The organism is Chryseobacterium mulctrae (assembly GCF_006175945.1).
In the GTDB taxonomy this organism is placed as follows: domain Bacteria; phylum Bacteroidota; class Bacteroidia; order Flavobacteriales; family Weeksellaceae; genus Chryseobacterium; species Chryseobacterium mulctrae.
In genome coordinates this window covers 3,395,485-3,409,814 of record NZ_VAJL01000001.1, presented here as the reverse complement: position 1 = coordinate 3,409,814, position 14,330 = coordinate 3,395,485, and the positions used below count along the sequence as shown (strand labels likewise).

The following is a 14,330-nucleotide window of genomic DNA, read 5'->3' as shown; positions in this document are numbered from 1 at the left end:
ATAACCGAATCAAAACAGACACATGAGACAGGGACCACAGGATGTACTCGGCAATCACGGAACAAACACCATTTTTACGGTTTGGAATTTTAAGGAAGGTGCACCAATCAAAGAAGTTTTTCAGCGCATCTGTGCTTTGGTAATCAACCTTAACCATTCTGCTTATGTCCGTTTTCCGGATGATAACGCCAGCTGCATCATGGGGATTGGTTACAGTGCATGGCATTGGCTGGATTTGCCCAAACCATTACCGAAAGAGCTGGAGGAATTTGAACCTATTGTTGGAAGCCGTTATACTGCCGTTTCTACCAAAGGCGATTTGCATTTTCACCTGAAAGGATCCAACTCAAGCATCTGTTATGATATGGCAGCAGATATTGCCAAAGTACTTTCTCCGGTGGCAGATTGCGTGGAAGAAGTCCACGGATTCCGTTATTGGGATGGCCGTTCCATTCTCGGTTTTGTAGACGGAACAGAAAATCCTGAAAGCAATTTGCGCGAATATTTTGGTTTAATAGGTGATGAGGATGAGGTTTACAAAGGTGGCAGTTATCTTTTTGTCCAAAAGTATATTCATGATTTGGCGGCCTTTAAGGCACTTCCGGTAGAAGAACAGGAAAAAGTTTTTGGCCGCTACAAAGACAGCGATGTAGAAATGACGGATGACATCAAACCCCAAAATTCACATTCTGCATTGGCCAATGTGGGTGATGATTTCAAAATTATCCGCGATAACCTCCCGTTTGGTAATATGTCAACCAACGAGATGGGAACGTACTTCATTGCTTATGCAAGTACTTTCAACACGGTGAAACTGATGCTTAACAATATGTTTATTGGCAATCCTCCAGGCAATTATGACCGTTTGCTGGATTTTAGCACCGCAAAAACCGGCAGCCTGTTTTTTGTTCCGACGATGGATATGTTGGATGATTTTTCCTCTGGAGATGAAGAAACGACATCAACTGAAAATCATCCGGAAGCCGTGGATACCGTACTGCCAAAAAATGACGGCTCTTTGGGAATTGGCTCTTTAAAATAAGTAAGCTTTGGCAAAGTTAAAACGATAGAAACATCAGAGTAACGATGCCTTTATATTGATCAAATTTTACACATTATATAAAAAACTAAACGATATGAATAATTTACACCGTAAGTTGGCTCCCATTTCCGAAGGAGCGTGGGCGCAAATCGAAGAAGAAGCGGTACGCACACTCAAAAGATATCTTGCCGCAAGAAAAGTGGTAGATGTTGACGGCCCTAATGGTTTTGATCTTTCTGCCGTTGGCACTGGGCATATTCAGCCAGTTGAGTCACCGGGCGAAGGGGTACAGGCGGCTGTGCGCAAAGTAAACCCAGTGGTTGAGTTCCGGGTTCCTTTTGAACTGACACGAGAGGCGATTGATGATGTCGAACGCGGTTCCGCAGACTCAGACTGGCAGCCGTTAAAAGACGCTGCAGAGAAAATAGCTTTTGCAGAGGACCGCGCCATTTTTGAAGGTTATGCCGCGGCAGGCATTCAGGGGATTCGTGAAGGCAGCAGCAATCGTGCGCTCAAACTGCCGGCAAGCATCAAAAATTATCCCGACACAATTGCCCGTGCATTAAGTGAACTGAGGTTTGCCGGAGTCAACGGGCCTTATGTTTTGGTTCTGGGAGCTGATGCTTATACGGTGGCCAGTGGCGGGAGCGATGAAGGTTATCCAATGCTGCACCACCTGCAGGAACTGATTGATGGCGAAATTATCTGGGCACCGGCAATCAAAGGTGGTTTTGTAATCTCTACCCGTGGTGGTGATTTTAAGCTCACTCTTGGCCAGGACATTTCCATCGGTTATCTAAGCCATACTGATACTTCGGTGAAGCTCTATCTTCAGGAGAGTTTTACCTTCCAGTTTTATACTTCGGAGGCTGTCGTTGTGCTGGATCCTGCAGAGTAATTTTTTTTAATCAATCAATTGATAGAAAACTCAGGATTGTAGCAGTTCTGGGTTTTTTATTTTGACGAAACAGGTGTTGCAATTTTCATCTTGATAGGTCTGTAAGGCTAAAGATGCGTCAGATCCATCTAAGTTTTGCTGCCAAAGTACAAGCTTCTGTAGTATTGGAAACCCTCATTTTTTCAAGAATATTTTGCCTGTGGCGATTCACGTTATTAATACTGATAAAAAGAGCATCCGCAATCTCTTTACTCTTTTTCCCCAACTGGATTTACTCCGAAATTAGGTGGTCAATTTGACCGTCTTTTCAACTTCAGGATCAAATTTCGCAATAAAAAGATCAGATTCACCACCCATACTTTGAGTCTGAAATGCTCCTGTACTTGCAAAATAACCATTTGCATTTCCTAATAGATTATAAATACCTCCCAAAATATAAAGTCCGTCGGATTGTGCAACAATAGACTGTGTACCTGCATTCTGTATGAATGGATCTCCATAATAAGTCCCCCAATCTCTGGTTCCGTCAGCTACATTTAATTTTGTCACTGACATTAAAGCCTTAGTTTACTGAAAAGACCCTGGAGTTGCTAAAAGTGATTGGTTGGCATTAATGTCAGAATTAACAGCTATAGTTCCGATGGTTGAAAGTAAAACCTGTCCTGTGTAACAATTCCAAAATCGATTACAGATAATATCAGTAAATACTTTGGCTTGGAAGAAAATAAAATAAGTTCTGAACTAACTGTTCGATCAATGCCTGACAGAATAAATCCTTTAGGCTCATACCTCACAATCAATAGTAAACAAGAATGGATAGGAATGCCATTAAGGGTACATAGACGCTGCATAAGTCCAATGTTTGAAATTTCAGATAGTATCGCATATGACAACACCATGTATAAATCCACTTTAAATCCTGACAATATTAATGTCAAATTTCAAACTTCGTTTATACACTGTAAAGGAAATGTCATCGGCAGACATTTTGTGCAAGAACAGGCAGAAATAATCAAAGAATTTTTAAAAGCTGAAATAAATTTTAATAAAGATCTCCCAGATGTATTTGTTATAACGCCATGCAGTGAAATCAGCTATTCTCTTTATTCTTTTCTCTTTAAACATTTAATCAACGAAACAAAACAGTATAAAGAAGTAAGCACGAATGAAATGAGTGAATGGTTAAAAACTCATATTGGAACCGTCCTTACTTTTCAAAGAAAACAGGCAGAAGGAGTAATTTTATGTTTGGGATTAGACGAAAAATCGAAAGGTGCAGCTAATTGGGCTTCTCAAAAACCTAATTTACTAAATGTTGCAATTACTGAAGCAAAATATAGATTTATTGCGATTGGAGACTGAGATATATGGCATAACAATCTTATTTTAATCAATTAACAAAACTTCTATGACAAACAATTTCGACAAAATTAAAGAGCTTTCGGGCATAAATTCCGATCCATGGAAACTTTCTAAACAAATAAGTATATTTTCACTCCCAAAGGAGTTTCAAAATATGATTGACACTCAAAAAAGAATAAGTTCAATGTTTCCAAAAATTACACTTCCTGAAGATGTAGTTCCAAATTTTGATTTCCCAGATTATAAAAAATTGATTCCAGATTTTTCTAATAATATTTTTTATAATTCTGATGTATTCGAATCTCTAAAGGGAATCTCAAAAATCGGTGAAAAAATATCAAATAATCCAGAAGTTCAATTTGCCTTCATAACAGATTTAGAGATTTTAAATCTCAAATCAACTGAAGAATTGAATGAATTCTTAGTTGACAGTCTTGCCGATGAAACAATAACAGAAAAAGAAAATCTACTTGACAAAAACTTAATCCCTCTCTTATCTGAATTACAATTAGAAGACTTATGGTTGGGAGCCAATTACGCTTTGAATCTTCAGAAAATCCGGATAAATTAAGACATTGCTTAATTTCATTAAGAACAATCCTCGAATACCTGATTGATGATCAACTCGCACCAATTGAAAAGATCAAAAATGATGAAATGTTCAAATCTGAATTTAAAAAATATCATCAAGGAAAACAAGAAATCTATTTTGTTAAAGTATCTCGAAGTAAAAAATAGAATACTTTACGAATAAATTTGAGTATGGATTTTTGGAAGAATTTACCCGGAATGATATTCAATACATCTGTGATTGTTATTCAACACTATGCAACATACATCAACCGAATATTGGTATAACTGAAAATCAAGTAAGAAGTTTAAAAATTAAAACGGGAATTAAAATTTGGTTTCTTTGCTATTTGTATAAAATTCAAGAAAAATAACATTGTCCCTTTCAATCAAATTATACACTTTTTTTCAACAAAACAACTTTTAGCACACTCATATCTTCACTCACTTTTTTGTCTAAAATCTTAGCATAATGTTGAGTTGTTCTGATACTTTTATGACCTAGCATTTTACTTACACTCTCAATAGAAACTCCATTAGATAAAGTGATTGTGGTAGCAAAAGTATGACGCGCAATATGATAAGTTAAATCTTTTTCTACACCGCAAATATCAGCGATTTCTTTTAAGTACGCGTTCATTTTCTGATTACTTAATACAGGTAGCAATCTATTGTTGTTGATACAAATTGGGTTATTTTGATATTTTTCAATAATTTTTTCTGCCTGCGGGAGCAAAGGAATATTAGAGGTTGTTTTTGTTTTTTGGCGTTTGGTAAAAATCCACTTCTTGCCATCTAATCCAATATTAATATTTTGAGTCGTCAATTGTTGTGTATCAATGTAAGCAAGACCTGTAAAGCAACTAAACAGAAAAATATCTCTTACTTGCGATATTCTTTGGTTTTTGAAATCTTTTGTTCTAAGAATTTCAATTTCCTGCTCATTCAAGAATGATCTCGTTACTTCGGTAAATTTGGATTTGTAATTAATGAAAGGATCTTTATCTATCCAGCCATTGCCCAAACAAATTCTAACGATCTTACCAAAATTTTTGATGTATTTTACAGCCGAATTATTATTGCAAGATTTTTCTGTACGAAGAAAAAATTCAAAGTCGTTAAGAAATCCGTAATCAATTTTTATGATGTTGATATCGGTAAGATTATATTTCCATTTCAAAAATTCTTTTGTGTGGCTAATGCAGGTATTATATCTTGTTAACTTTCCTTTTGCAAATTCTTTTCCTATCAGTTTCTCCATACGGTCATTGTGATCTTGAAAAATAGGTATAAGTGTTCTGTTCAGCTCGCCTTTACCCAATAACTTATTTTTAAGAGTCTCACAAGTTACTGTTTCCTTATCTCTCATTAATCCGTGGTATGTATCGTAAACTTTCTGCTCAAATGTTTTCAAATAATAATTCAATGATCTGCATTCTTCTGAAGAGCCACTAACCTTCTGCATTGCAGAGTTCCATTTTGAAGGCTTTACTGTACGTTTTGTGCTAATCTCGGATATTTTGCCATCAATTGTAATTCGTAAATAAATAGGACACTCTCCTACAGAATTGATTTTAGCTTTTTTTACATAGAAAAGTAAATTGAATGTCTTGTTCATTTCGTTTAGCGTTTAAGATTTAAAATTAACCTTAGCAAAAACTTATCACAAGATATTCATTTGCTAAACTAGCTACTGAACAGGGTTTCTCTGAATTTTCAGTGACCTTTTTACACCTGCTTTAACAGGTCACTGAATAGGTCACTTTCAGATTGTGCTTTTTTAGTTCTCTTTGAACCGACATAAAACAAAAAAAGCTTTAAAACATATGTTTTAAAGCTTTTTGTACTACATTAATATTGTAGTTGCGATCCGGACGGGACTCGAACCCGCGACCTCCGCCGTGACAGGGCGGCATTCTAACCAGCTGAACTACCGGATCTTTTGCAATGCCTGGAAGAATTATCTTCCGTTATTGTGGTTGCAAATATATAGCTTTTTTCATTATCTGCAAACTATAATTATTAATTTTATTAGAATTAGAGATAAATTACAGAGTATCAATCGTATTATTTTTAAGAAATCATTTAATCTGATTAATTACAGACTTAAAGTTTAGACAAAATATTACATTAAAATATTATTGACAGGTTGCAATGCAGGTGGAAGATCCGTTTCACCAAGCATTTCCCGAAGATCAATCTCAATATTTCTTGAAATCTGAGTGATCGGAACATCATTGGGATTTCCTTCAAAAGGATTTTCGGTACTTTCACCGATTTGCTCCAAAACAAGGAACACCCATCCCACCAAAACAGTAAAAGGAATAGTAAGCCAAATAATATGCTCACCAAATTTCTCGATCATTTTAGAAAATTCTCCTAAAAAACCAAATGGCAGCAAGAAACACAACATATTGGTAAAATATAAATTGATGCTTGTAAACTGTCTCGGGTACGGAAAGTTTTTAATCCGCTCACATTTTCCCTGTTGATCATAAAGATCTTTCAGCTGATTTTCTAAAGCCACATAATTGTAGTCTGATATTAAGCCCTCCTCATTAAGCTTTCTCAAATGTTCTGACTGAATTGCGAGAATTTGTGTCGCTCTGTTTTTGGTCGATAAGATATAACCAAGCTCTTTTTCAGAAAGAAAAGGTTTAAGCTCTTCCGATAAATCACTCTCCCACTCCGGAACTTTGTAATATTTCAGATATTCTTTGTAGTAACTTCTTACTTTTACATTTTCCCAGCTTTTGGTTTCTCTCAACTGAAATCTTATGGCAGTAAGCCATGCAAAATGGCGGTAAATAATTTCGGTATGAAGTTCAGATTCTTTCAGTTTATCATTATTCCTTACAAAATCTTTCACCATAATTCCGAATGCACGACTGCTATTGATGATTGCTCCATAAATCTGTCTCGCTTCCCAGGTTCGGTTGTAGGTTTGTGTATTTTTAAATCCTGAAATGAAAGCGGTTGCTGTTCCCAACAACGCAATCGGAACCCAAGGAATTGCCAACCAGTTTAATTCTAAAAAATAAAAAAGAAGCGTGGGAATGATACTCAACACGAGCATTTTGTAAATTTTAGCACGCGTCCAGGGAATGAAATGCTGAAGCTTGTAATGAGAATTTGTATTCATGTTTTTCTTTAAATAAGTTAATGACCTCCTCCTGTGATTTTCAGTTCATTCAAATCGAGCTGAAGCTCGGCTTTACGGATTTCTTCATCTGAAAAAAGCTTTTCTTTTCTCATTCTGAATAATTCTTTTCTTTGAATAGCATAAATTTCTAAAAGAAGATGATGGTATTTTTTGATTTCCCGATGTTCGGTTTCCTCGCATTCTAAAGATTCTAATCGTTTATTGGCAACCTGAATATCAGATTCTAAATTAGATCTGTAAAAAGCAACCAGTTCATTGTCATTTAACTCACCTTCATATTTCTTATTGACGATTTGAAGCGCAGTATTGTCTAAAATAAGCTGAATTCCTGTTTTTTGCTCTTCTTCAGGAGCAATATTATCTATTTCTTTAAGCTTAATTAATTTAATAATAAAAGGTAAGGTCAAACCCTGAAAAACCAAAGTAATGAATATCACAACAAAGGTGATGAAAATAATAAGATTACGTTGGGGAAAAAGTGTTCCCTTATCATCCAGATAAAACGGAATTGAAAGCGCAGTCGCCAATGAAACAACTCCTCTCATCCCCGCCCAACTGATTACAACAGGACCTTTCCAACCCGGAGAAGGATCTTGTCTGGCTTTCGAACTCAACCATCTCGGAATATGGGCAATAGGAAAAACCCATAAAAATCTTAGTAAAATAATGATTAAACTTACAATTGCTCCATATTTTACGCCCTGCCAAACTGAGTAATTTCCCAAAGACTCAACAATCTGGGGAAGTTCCAATCCAATCAAAACAAAAACAACCGCATTCATTACGAAAATTAATGTTGTCCAAACTCCAAGCATATTTAATCTTGTGCTTCCTGTTTTAAAAATCTCATGAGAACGCCACGAAATAAATAATCCTCCCGTAACCACTGCCATTACTCCTGAAAAATGAAACTGCTCTGCCGCGAGAAATAAAATATAAGGCGTCATTACCGTTAAAGCTGCATCAATTGCCGGAGTTGTCGGTAAAAATCGGTGAATGACATACATAATATGCGCTCCGACTAGACCGATTACAATTCCCATTCCTGCAACAAGGAAAAACTGTCCGGTTGCTTCCTGCATTGAAAAAGTTCCGGTAATTACGGCAAGTAACGCGAATTTAAAAACAATTAACGATGAGGCATCATTTACCAAACTTTCGCCTTCCAAAATCGTCATCAATCTTTTTGGAACTCCCATTCCTTTTAAAACAGTAGCTGCTGCAACTGCATCGGGAGGTGAAATAATTCCACCCAAAAGAAATCCTAAAGCAAGCGTAAACCCAGGAATAAAAGAAGAGGTAAAGTAAGCGACAATTGTTGAAGTAAAAAACACCAAACCAAAAGCCAGTAAAGCGATTGGGCGTTTCCATTTCCAAAAATCTGTCCATGAAGTGTACCAAGCCGCTTCATATAATAATGGTGGTAAAAATATCAGAAATATGATTTCCGGATCTAACCCTACATGCGGAATTCCCGGAATAAAACTGATTCCCAAACCTGCAATAACAAGAAAAATAGGATAAGCCACTTTGATACGCTGAGCCAACATGACCAGCATAAACACAGAAAACAAAAGTCCTAAGACCAATAATATAGAATGATGCATTTTATTTTTTCAGTTTGTGTAAATAATCTGGGCGAAATTATTATTTTAAATATTAATTACCTATACACGATTATTAATTTTAATATTTATATTAAAATAAGATAGTAATGATACAAAAAAAGCAGTAAAATAAATTTCACTGCTTTAATTAAAACTTTGATCATGTTAAAAAAAGAGGCTGTCTTTTCCCAGAAGACAACCTCAAAACAAAACTAACCCTCTTCATCAATCCCTAATACTCTACTGTATTATTCTCTGTTTTTCACCAAAATCCAGTCGGCATACATTACCGACACCTGAGTTTCTGGCTCTGTCCATTTTATTTCGTACCAATATGTTCCGGTGCTTATTGGCATTCCACCAATTTTCCCGTCCCATTTATAGGTTTTATCTATATCTGAAGAATAAATCATATGACCATATCTGTTGAAGATCGAGATTTTTAAATCTTTAAGATAAGCCAATGCCGAATAATCTAAAGTATCATTTCTACCGTCTCCGTTAGGCGTAATTGCATTCACAAGATTAGGAACAGTGATCTGAGCCTGAACCGGAGCACAATCGTTGATATCTTTTACATAAAATATATTTTTACCTCGAGGAAGGTTTGTAAATACATTAGAATCTTGCCAGAAAAATCCATCATTAGAGTATTTGTAAGGAGCCGTTCCACCTTCTGCAATCACTGTTGCTGTGTTATTGCTAACATTTATTTTTTTAATTTTTGGAAGCGGAAAAGCATGTACTTTCACAAACTGCTTGGTTTTACAACCATTAAATTCTAAGATAACCCAATAATCTCCCACAGGAACATTTTGTATAGCCTGAGTTGAACTAAACCTTCGGTAGCTTTCCCAATCGCATAAATCAGTTACTTTGTAAAGTTAATTAAAAAATCAATAGAATGGCTACAAAAAAAAGAGTTTAGACGAGCTCAGAGAAAACAAAATCATCAATCAGGCAAAGCGCGAAGTGCCTGGTTTTACAGAACTTTTAAGCCGTTTTGAACGTACGGTTTCGGTGTTGGGACGCAGTCAGAGCACGTTCAATAATTACTCCAGACACGTCGCGGCGGTGTCGCTGCATTTCGGGAAAATCCCGACAGAATTGGATCCTGAGCAGATCCACGATTACCTTTTTTACCTTCAGAAAAAATCAAGATCACCCTCGCAATCGTATTTTAAACACACGGTTTACGGACTTCGGTTTCTGTTGAAATCGGAAGGTTTGAGCTACGATTATCTAAGTCTTCCGGAAATTAAAAAAGAGAAAAAACTGCCTGTTGTGCTCAGTAAACAGGAGGTTTGGCAGATGTTGTCATGCTGTAAACTTTTAAAACATAAAATCTTAATCGGGTTGCTTTACGGTTGCGGATTGCGCTGTCTGGAGGTCAGAAATCTCCGTTTATGCGATTTGGATTTTTACCGAAAACAGCTGAAAGTGGTTCAGGGAAAAGGCAAAAAAGACCGCTATTTGCCTTTGTCGGAACATTTGATTCGGGGTTTGAAAAAATATATTGAAGCGGAAAAACCGGAAGATTTTCTCTTTGGAGAACCTCGAGCAAATCGTGCAGGTGGAGAATTCGATTCAAGATATTCGCAACGTGGCGTACAATGGGCGGTGAAACAGGCTTCAAAAACGGCAAAAATATTGAAAGAAGTGAGTGTTCATACGCTTCGGCACAGTTTTGCGACGCATCTTTTGGAGGATGGGATGAACATTGTGAGCATCAAAAATCTCCTCGGCCACGAAAACATCGAAACGACCCTCGTTTACCTTCAAATCGCCCAACTTTCTACCCAAAAACTCTTCTCTCCACTGGATACTTTGTTTGAGGAATGCAGAGCGAAGTAGTTGGTTTTGAATTTGTTAAAAGCCAAAATTCAAGCTTTAAATTTAATGAAAATCAACGTTTAGAAATCTCAAAAATACAGTCTGCTCAACCTGAATCTCAACCTCGATACGAAGTCGCAGATGTGTTGAATATTTTAGGTTCAAAACTAGAAAATTTAGGATTAAATTCCTGGCAATTAAGAACTTTATTTGCGTTAAAAAAGTGCCGTACATCGGCTTTGGGCGGTCATATTGACGCTTGTGACGAATGCGGAAATATCAGCATCAGCTACAACTCCTGCCGAAACCGGCACTGCCCGAAATGTCAGGGCAAAAACCGCGAAAAATGGATTGAAAACCGGGAAACCGAACTGCTTCCAGTGCCTTATTTTCACGTGGTTTTTACCGTTCCGGAAGTGCTGAACAAAACCGCACTTCATGCTCCGAAAATGTTGTATGATATTTTATTTGAATCGGCTTGGGAAACGCTGCAAACCTTTGGTGAAAATCGAGGTTTAAAAATGGGAATGATCGCTATTTTGCATACTTGGGGACAGAATCTGAGTCTGCATCCGCATTTGCACTGCATCGTTCCGGGTGGCGGCGTGGATGAAAACGGAGTTTGGAAAAACATCAGAAGCGACGGTAATTTTTTGTTTCCTGTAAAGGCTTTGAGCAAAGTTTTCAGGGCTAAATTTTGTGAGAAGCTGAAGGTTCGGTTATCATTAAAATGTAATAAAAATCAGACGGAAAATGATGAAAATCAATTTGAAAACCGAAAAAATGAAGCAGAAACTTATGAAAAACTCAGACAAAAACTTTGGGAAAAACCTTGGGTAGTTTTCGCTAAAAAACCCTTTGGCAGCCCGAAATCTGTGGTGGAATATTTGGGAAGATATACGCACAAAATCGCGATCAGCAACCAGAGAATCAGGAAAGTTGATGCGGAAAATGTAACGTTGGAGTACAAAGATTACCGCCAAAAAGGCATCAAAAAGCAGATGGTTTTGAGCCATGAGGAGTTTATCCGCCGTTTTGCGATGCATATTTTGCCGAAAAGATTTGTGAAAATCCGCCATTACGGTTTTCTCAGCAGCACATGGAAACGAATGAAGCTAAAAAATCTGCAACAGAATTTAGGCATTCAGCCCAAAGGAAAATTTCCACCCAAAACTTTTCAGCCGAAATGTAGTTGCTGCAAAGTTGGGAATTTGGTAACGATTGCAACGTTCGATTTGCGCGGTCCGCCCCTTTGGTTTTTGGAGATGAGCCAAAACTTTGAAAAGCCAAAAATCTAGCATTTTGGGTAAGGGTATTTATGCCTAAAAGTGAAGGAAAACACGATAAAACCAAGAAAAACCATCAAATTCACCCACAAAAAAAGAGACCTTTCTGAAAGTCTCCTGTATATCTTTAAAATCCTTCGTCGGTAAACCCATAATGCTGAAAAAAGCTCCCGAAGCTTCCGTTCAACAGGGTTTTCATTGTTCGTGCTTCGCACGCAACGAAAACTTAGCTATTATTTCACGTGAATTTGATATTCTATATGCCTGAAAGTACAATTCATCTAGTAAAATCCTCAACCCATAGATAAACAGATTGTAATATGGTAGCAATAAATAGACATTTGCATCAATATTTAAATTAAAAATTATAAGAAATATGAAAAAATTATTCTTATCAGTTATTGCAGTATTTGGCGTCTATTCTTTCAGTAATGCGCAAGTCGGCAAAATTCAAAAGATAAGCTTGGGGACAGACTTTGCATTGCCATTGGGAGATTCCGGAGATACATATAGTTTTGGTTATGGAGCTTCTGCAAAGGGTGAGTTCAAACTTATGGAAAAACTAAATCTTACAGCTTCTGCAGGTTATATGCATTTTTCATTAAAAAAAGATATTCGTGACCTTCTAAAATATTTTGGTGATGATACTAAAGGTAGTGGTGCAATTCCATTAAAAGTAGGGGCTACATATTATTTTCTTCAAAAATTATATGTAGGGGCAGAGGCTGGTGCAGCTATAAGTACTGATGAAGAAGGCGGTACAGCATTTACTTATACTCCAACAGTTGGAACAAATATCCGCATTTCTGAAAAATACGGCCTTGATATAGGCTTACGTTTTGAAGGATGGTCAAGAAATGGTATTAACCAAAATTTTATAGGGCTTAGAACTGCTTTTGCTTTTAAACCTTAATTTTTCAAATTTTAATAGTTATTAAATACATTTTCTCAGGTTTATAAAGAAAGGCTTGGATTTTATAATCCAAGTCTTTCTTGTAACCGAATAGATTATTTTAATCAAATCTAAAGGAAGGATTATTTAAATATCACTAACAGGAAATCTCCTTAACCTCTGCTTTATTTTGAAGCTTATTCTTTAATATTAACATATCCTCACTCACTTTCTTATCCAGAATTTTTGCATAATGTTGAGTAGTCTTGATGCTTTTGTGACCAAGCATTTTGCTCACGCTTTCAATAGGTACGCCATTGGAGAGCGTTACTGTTGTTGCAAATGTGTGTCTGGCAATGTGAAAAGTGAGTTCTTTAGATATGTCGCACAAATCCGCAATTTCTTTAAGATAGGCATTCATTTTCTGATTACTGAGAACAGGAAGCAGTTTGCCGGAAATTGCACACATCGGATGTTTTTCATATTTCTTTATAATATCTTCGGCAATAGGGAGCAAAGGTATATGAGAAGCTATCTTTGTTTTCTGACGAGCGGTAAAAATCCATTTATTCCCATCAATTCCAGTTCCGATATTGTCTTTTGAAAGATTCCACGCATCGATGAATGAAAGCCCTGTATAGCAACTAAAAAGAAAGACATCACGAACCAAAGCAATGCGTTCTATCTTCAGTACTTTATTTTGCAAACGTGCTAGTTCTTCTTCATCCAAAAAACCTCTGTTTACCTCAACGAATTTAGAATTATATCCTAAAAAAGGATCGTGAATCATCCACTTATTAGCTAAGCATATTCTAATAATTTTACCAAAATTTTTGACATACTTAACTGCTGAATTATTAGCGCAGGATTTTTCTGTTCTCAGGAAAAACTCAAAGTCATAAATGAAAGCGTGATCTATCTCTGTAATCTCGATATCCGAAATATTAAACTTCCATTTTAGGAATTCTTTGATATGGCTCAGACAGGTTTTATATCTCGTCAAAGTTCCTTTTGCATATTCTTTTCCCAGCAATGCCTCCATTCTGCTATTATGCTCCTGAAAAATCGGAATAAGCATTCGCTTTCTTTCATCAATTCCCAACAGTATATTTTTAATAGCTTCTCCATTGACTTCTTTATCAGAATGGATGAGGTCTTTCTGAATTTCATAAATTCTGGATTTGAGTATATCCAAATAGGTATTAAGCGTTCTGGATTCTTCAGAATTGCCTTTCATCTTGTTTTGTTCGGAACTCCATTTATGAGTTTCAACAAATCTTTTGATGCTAAATTCTGTTCTTTTGCTGTCAACAGTTACACGTAAATAGATTGGAGATTTTCCTTGGGATGTTGTTTTTGCTCTTTTGATATAAAAGAGAATTGAAAGCTTTGTGTTCATAGTGGTGACTTATAGGTTAAAAATAATTGTGCTGTTTTTTACCTACAAGATGTTCAATTCGTAAACGCCCTACTGGATGGCTTTAAGAGAGATTCGGTGTCCCTTTTTTTGAAAATTCGGTGTCCTTTTTCTTTAGGGGACACCTCTTTTTTTAGTTTGATTTTTCATTTCAAAAAAAGATCCCAAAATCCAGACTAAAATTCTAAAAAATAGGTGTCCCTTTTTTCAAAAATTTTAGAGCCCCCGAATTTGACCCCTTATTTTTGAAAATAATTACC

At 36.3% G+C, this 14,330-nt stretch carries 14 protein-coding genes, 1 tRNA gene and 1 pseudogene; 8 read left to right on the top strand and 8 right to left on the bottom strand.

Going from position 1 to position 14,330, the window contains the following annotated elements:
* Positions 1 to 22 precede the first annotated feature (22 nt).
* Positions 23 to 1,042, top strand: coding sequence for a Dyp-type peroxidase (locus tag FDY99_RS15725; RefSeq protein ID WP_139422713.1), 1,020 nt, complete (start codon positions 23 to 25; stop codon positions 1,040 to 1,042).
* Between the two features lie 94 nt (positions 1,043 to 1,136).
* Positions 1,137 to 1,940 carry a family 1 encapsulin nanocompartment shell protein gene (locus FDY99_RS15720; RefSeq protein WP_076783515.1) on the top strand — a complete coding sequence of 268 codons (804 nt, stop codon included), beginning with the start codon at positions 1,137 to 1,139 and terminating at the stop codon, positions 1,938 to 1,940.
* 118 nt (positions 1,941 to 2,058) lie between these two features.
* On the opposite strand, the pseudogene FDY99_RS15715 reads toward FDY99_RS15720, so the two are convergent.
* Positions 2,059 to 2,202: pseudogene (locus FDY99_RS15715) on the bottom strand (response regulator transcription factor); the annotation flags it as partial.
* A 20-nt stretch (positions 2,203 to 2,222) separates the two neighbouring features.
* The gene (locus tag FDY99_RS15710) at positions 2,223 to 2,495 is read right to left on the bottom strand and encodes a hypothetical protein (protein ID WP_130867984.1); all 273 of its coding nucleotides are present in this window, start codon (positions 2,493 to 2,495) and stop codon (positions 2,223 to 2,225) included.
* A gap of 159 nt (positions 2,496 to 2,654) precedes the next feature.
* Here FDY99_RS15710 and FDY99_RS15705 point away from each other — a divergent pair, with 159 nt between their 5' ends.
* Genes FDY99_RS15705 through FDY99_RS23710 form a run of 3 tightly spaced genes read left to right on the top strand, consistent with a single transcriptional unit; the run spans position 2,655 to position 4,040 of the window.
* Positions 2,655 to 3,302 carry a helicase C-terminal domain-containing protein gene (locus FDY99_RS15705; RefSeq protein ID WP_130867983.1) on the top strand — a complete coding sequence of 216 codons (648 nt, stop codon included), beginning with the start codon at positions 2,655 to 2,657 and terminating at the stop codon, positions 3,300 to 3,302.
* Between the two features lie 46 nt (positions 3,303 to 3,348).
* Positions 3,349 to 3,873, top strand: a complete 525-nt coding sequence (locus tag FDY99_RS23365) for a hypothetical protein (protein WP_198417451.1) — start codon at positions 3,349 to 3,351, stop codon at positions 3,871 to 3,873.
* Positions 3,822 to 4,040: a pPIWI-associating nuclease domain-containing protein gene (locus FDY99_RS23710; protein ID WP_198417450.1), complete on the top strand. Its 219-nt coding sequence runs from the start codon at positions 3,822 to 3,824 to the stop codon at positions 4,038 to 4,040. The genes FDY99_RS23365 and FDY99_RS23710 overlap by 52 nt, the downstream gene beginning before the upstream one ends.
* Positions 4,041 to 4,266: 226 nt before the next feature.
* Here the strand turns inward: FDY99_RS23710 and FDY99_RS15695 are convergent, their stop codons facing one another.
* The 5 genes from FDY99_RS15695 to FDY99_RS15675 form a co-directional block, all read right to left on the bottom strand.
* Positions 4,267 to 5,490, bottom strand: coding sequence for a site-specific integrase (locus FDY99_RS15695; RefSeq protein ID WP_139422711.1), 1,224 nt, complete (start codon positions 5,488 to 5,490; stop codon positions 4,267 to 4,269).
* Between the two features lie 248 nt (positions 5,491 to 5,738).
* Positions 5,739 to 5,812, bottom strand: a tRNA-Asp gene (locus FDY99_RS15690).
* A gap of 185 nt (positions 5,813 to 5,997) precedes the next feature.
* Positions 5,998 to 7,014, bottom strand: a complete 1,017-nt coding sequence (locus FDY99_RS15685) for a bestrophin family protein (protein ID WP_139422709.1) — start codon at positions 7,012 to 7,014, stop codon at positions 5,998 to 6,000.
* 17 nt (positions 7,015 to 7,031) lie between these two features.
* A complete protein-coding gene (locus FDY99_RS15680) occupies positions 7,032 to 8,642 on the bottom strand; it encodes a Na+/H+ antiporter (protein WP_139422707.1) in 1,611 nt (536 codons plus the stop codon).
* 248 nt (positions 8,643 to 8,890) lie between these two features.
* Positions 8,891 to 9,448, bottom strand: a complete 558-nt coding sequence (locus tag FDY99_RS15675; RefSeq protein ID WP_162304177.1) for a T9SS type B sorting domain-containing protein — start codon at positions 9,446 to 9,448, stop codon at positions 8,891 to 8,893.
* A gap of 166 nt (positions 9,449 to 9,614) precedes the next feature.
* Here FDY99_RS15675 and FDY99_RS15670 point away from each other — a divergent pair, with 166 nt between their 5' ends.
* From FDY99_RS15670 to FDY99_RS15660, 3 genes are all read left to right on the top strand, one after another.
* Positions 9,615 to 10,496 carry a tyrosine-type recombinase/integrase gene (locus FDY99_RS15670; RefSeq protein ID WP_228448715.1) on the top strand — a complete coding sequence of 294 codons (882 nt, stop codon included), beginning with the start codon at positions 9,615 to 9,617 and terminating at the stop codon, positions 10,494 to 10,496.
* Positions 10,481 to 11,773 carry an IS91 family transposase gene (locus FDY99_RS15665; RefSeq protein ID WP_228423886.1) on the top strand — a complete coding sequence of 431 codons (1,293 nt, stop codon included), beginning with the start codon at positions 10,481 to 10,483 and terminating at the stop codon, positions 11,771 to 11,773. The genes FDY99_RS15670 and FDY99_RS15665 overlap by 16 nt, the downstream gene beginning before the upstream one ends.
* A gap of 364 nt (positions 11,774 to 12,137) precedes the next feature.
* On the top strand, positions 12,138 to 12,674 hold the full coding sequence (locus tag FDY99_RS15660; protein WP_139422703.1) for a TonB-dependent receptor: 537 nt from the start codon (positions 12,138 to 12,140) through the stop codon (positions 12,672 to 12,674).
* Positions 12,675 to 12,810: 136 nt separating this feature from the next.
* Here FDY99_RS15660 and FDY99_RS15655 read toward each other — a convergent pair whose 3' ends face one another.
* Positions 12,811 to 14,052: a site-specific integrase gene (locus FDY99_RS15655; protein ID WP_139422701.1), complete on the bottom strand. Its 1,242-nt coding sequence runs from the start codon at positions 14,050 to 14,052 to the stop codon at positions 12,811 to 12,813.
* Between the last annotated feature and the right edge of the window lie 278 nt (positions 14,053 to 14,330).

What these genes read in the sequence shown, in the direction of transcription:
- FDY99_RS15725 (WP_139422713.1), top strand. Translation starts at nt 23, where the DNA reads ATGAGACAGGGACCACAGGATGTACTCGGCAATCACGGAACAAACACC.
- FDY99_RS15720 (WP_076783515.1), top strand. Translation starts at nt 1,137, where the DNA reads ATGAATAATTTACACCGTAAGTTGGCTCCCATTTCCGAAGGAGCGTGG.
- FDY99_RS15710 (WP_130867984.1), bottom strand. Translation starts at nt 2,495, where the DNA reads ATGTCAGTGACAAAATTAAATGTAGCTGACGGAACCAGAGATTGGGGG.
- FDY99_RS23365 (WP_198417451.1), top strand. Translation starts at nt 3,349, where the DNA reads ATGACAAACAATTTCGACAAAATTAAAGAGCTTTCGGGCATAAATTCC.
- FDY99_RS23710 (WP_198417450.1), top strand. Translation starts at nt 3,822, where the DNA reads ATGGTTGGGAGCCAATTACGCTTTGAATCTTCAGAAAATCCGGATAAA.
- FDY99_RS15695 (WP_139422711.1), bottom strand. Translation starts at nt 5,490, where the DNA reads ATGAACAAGACATTCAATTTACTTTTCTATGTAAAAAAAGCTAAAATC.
- FDY99_RS15685 (WP_139422709.1), bottom strand. Translation starts at nt 7,014, where the DNA reads ATGAATACAAATTCTCATTACAAGCTTCAGCATTTCATTCCCTGGACG.
- FDY99_RS15680 (WP_139422707.1), bottom strand. Translation starts at nt 8,642, where the DNA reads ATGCATCATTCTATATTATTGGTCTTAGGACTTTTGTTTTCTGTGTTT.
- FDY99_RS15665 (WP_228423886.1), top strand. Translation starts at nt 10,481, where the DNA reads ATGCAGAGCGAAGTAGTTGGTTTTGAATTTGTTAAAAGCCAAAATTCA.
- FDY99_RS15660 (WP_139422703.1), top strand. Translation starts at nt 12,138, where the DNA reads ATGAAAAAATTATTCTTATCAGTTATTGCAGTATTTGGCGTCTATTCT.
- FDY99_RS15655 (WP_139422701.1), bottom strand. Translation starts at nt 14,052, where the DNA reads ATGAACACAAAGCTTTCAATTCTCTTTTATATCAAAAGAGCAAAAACA.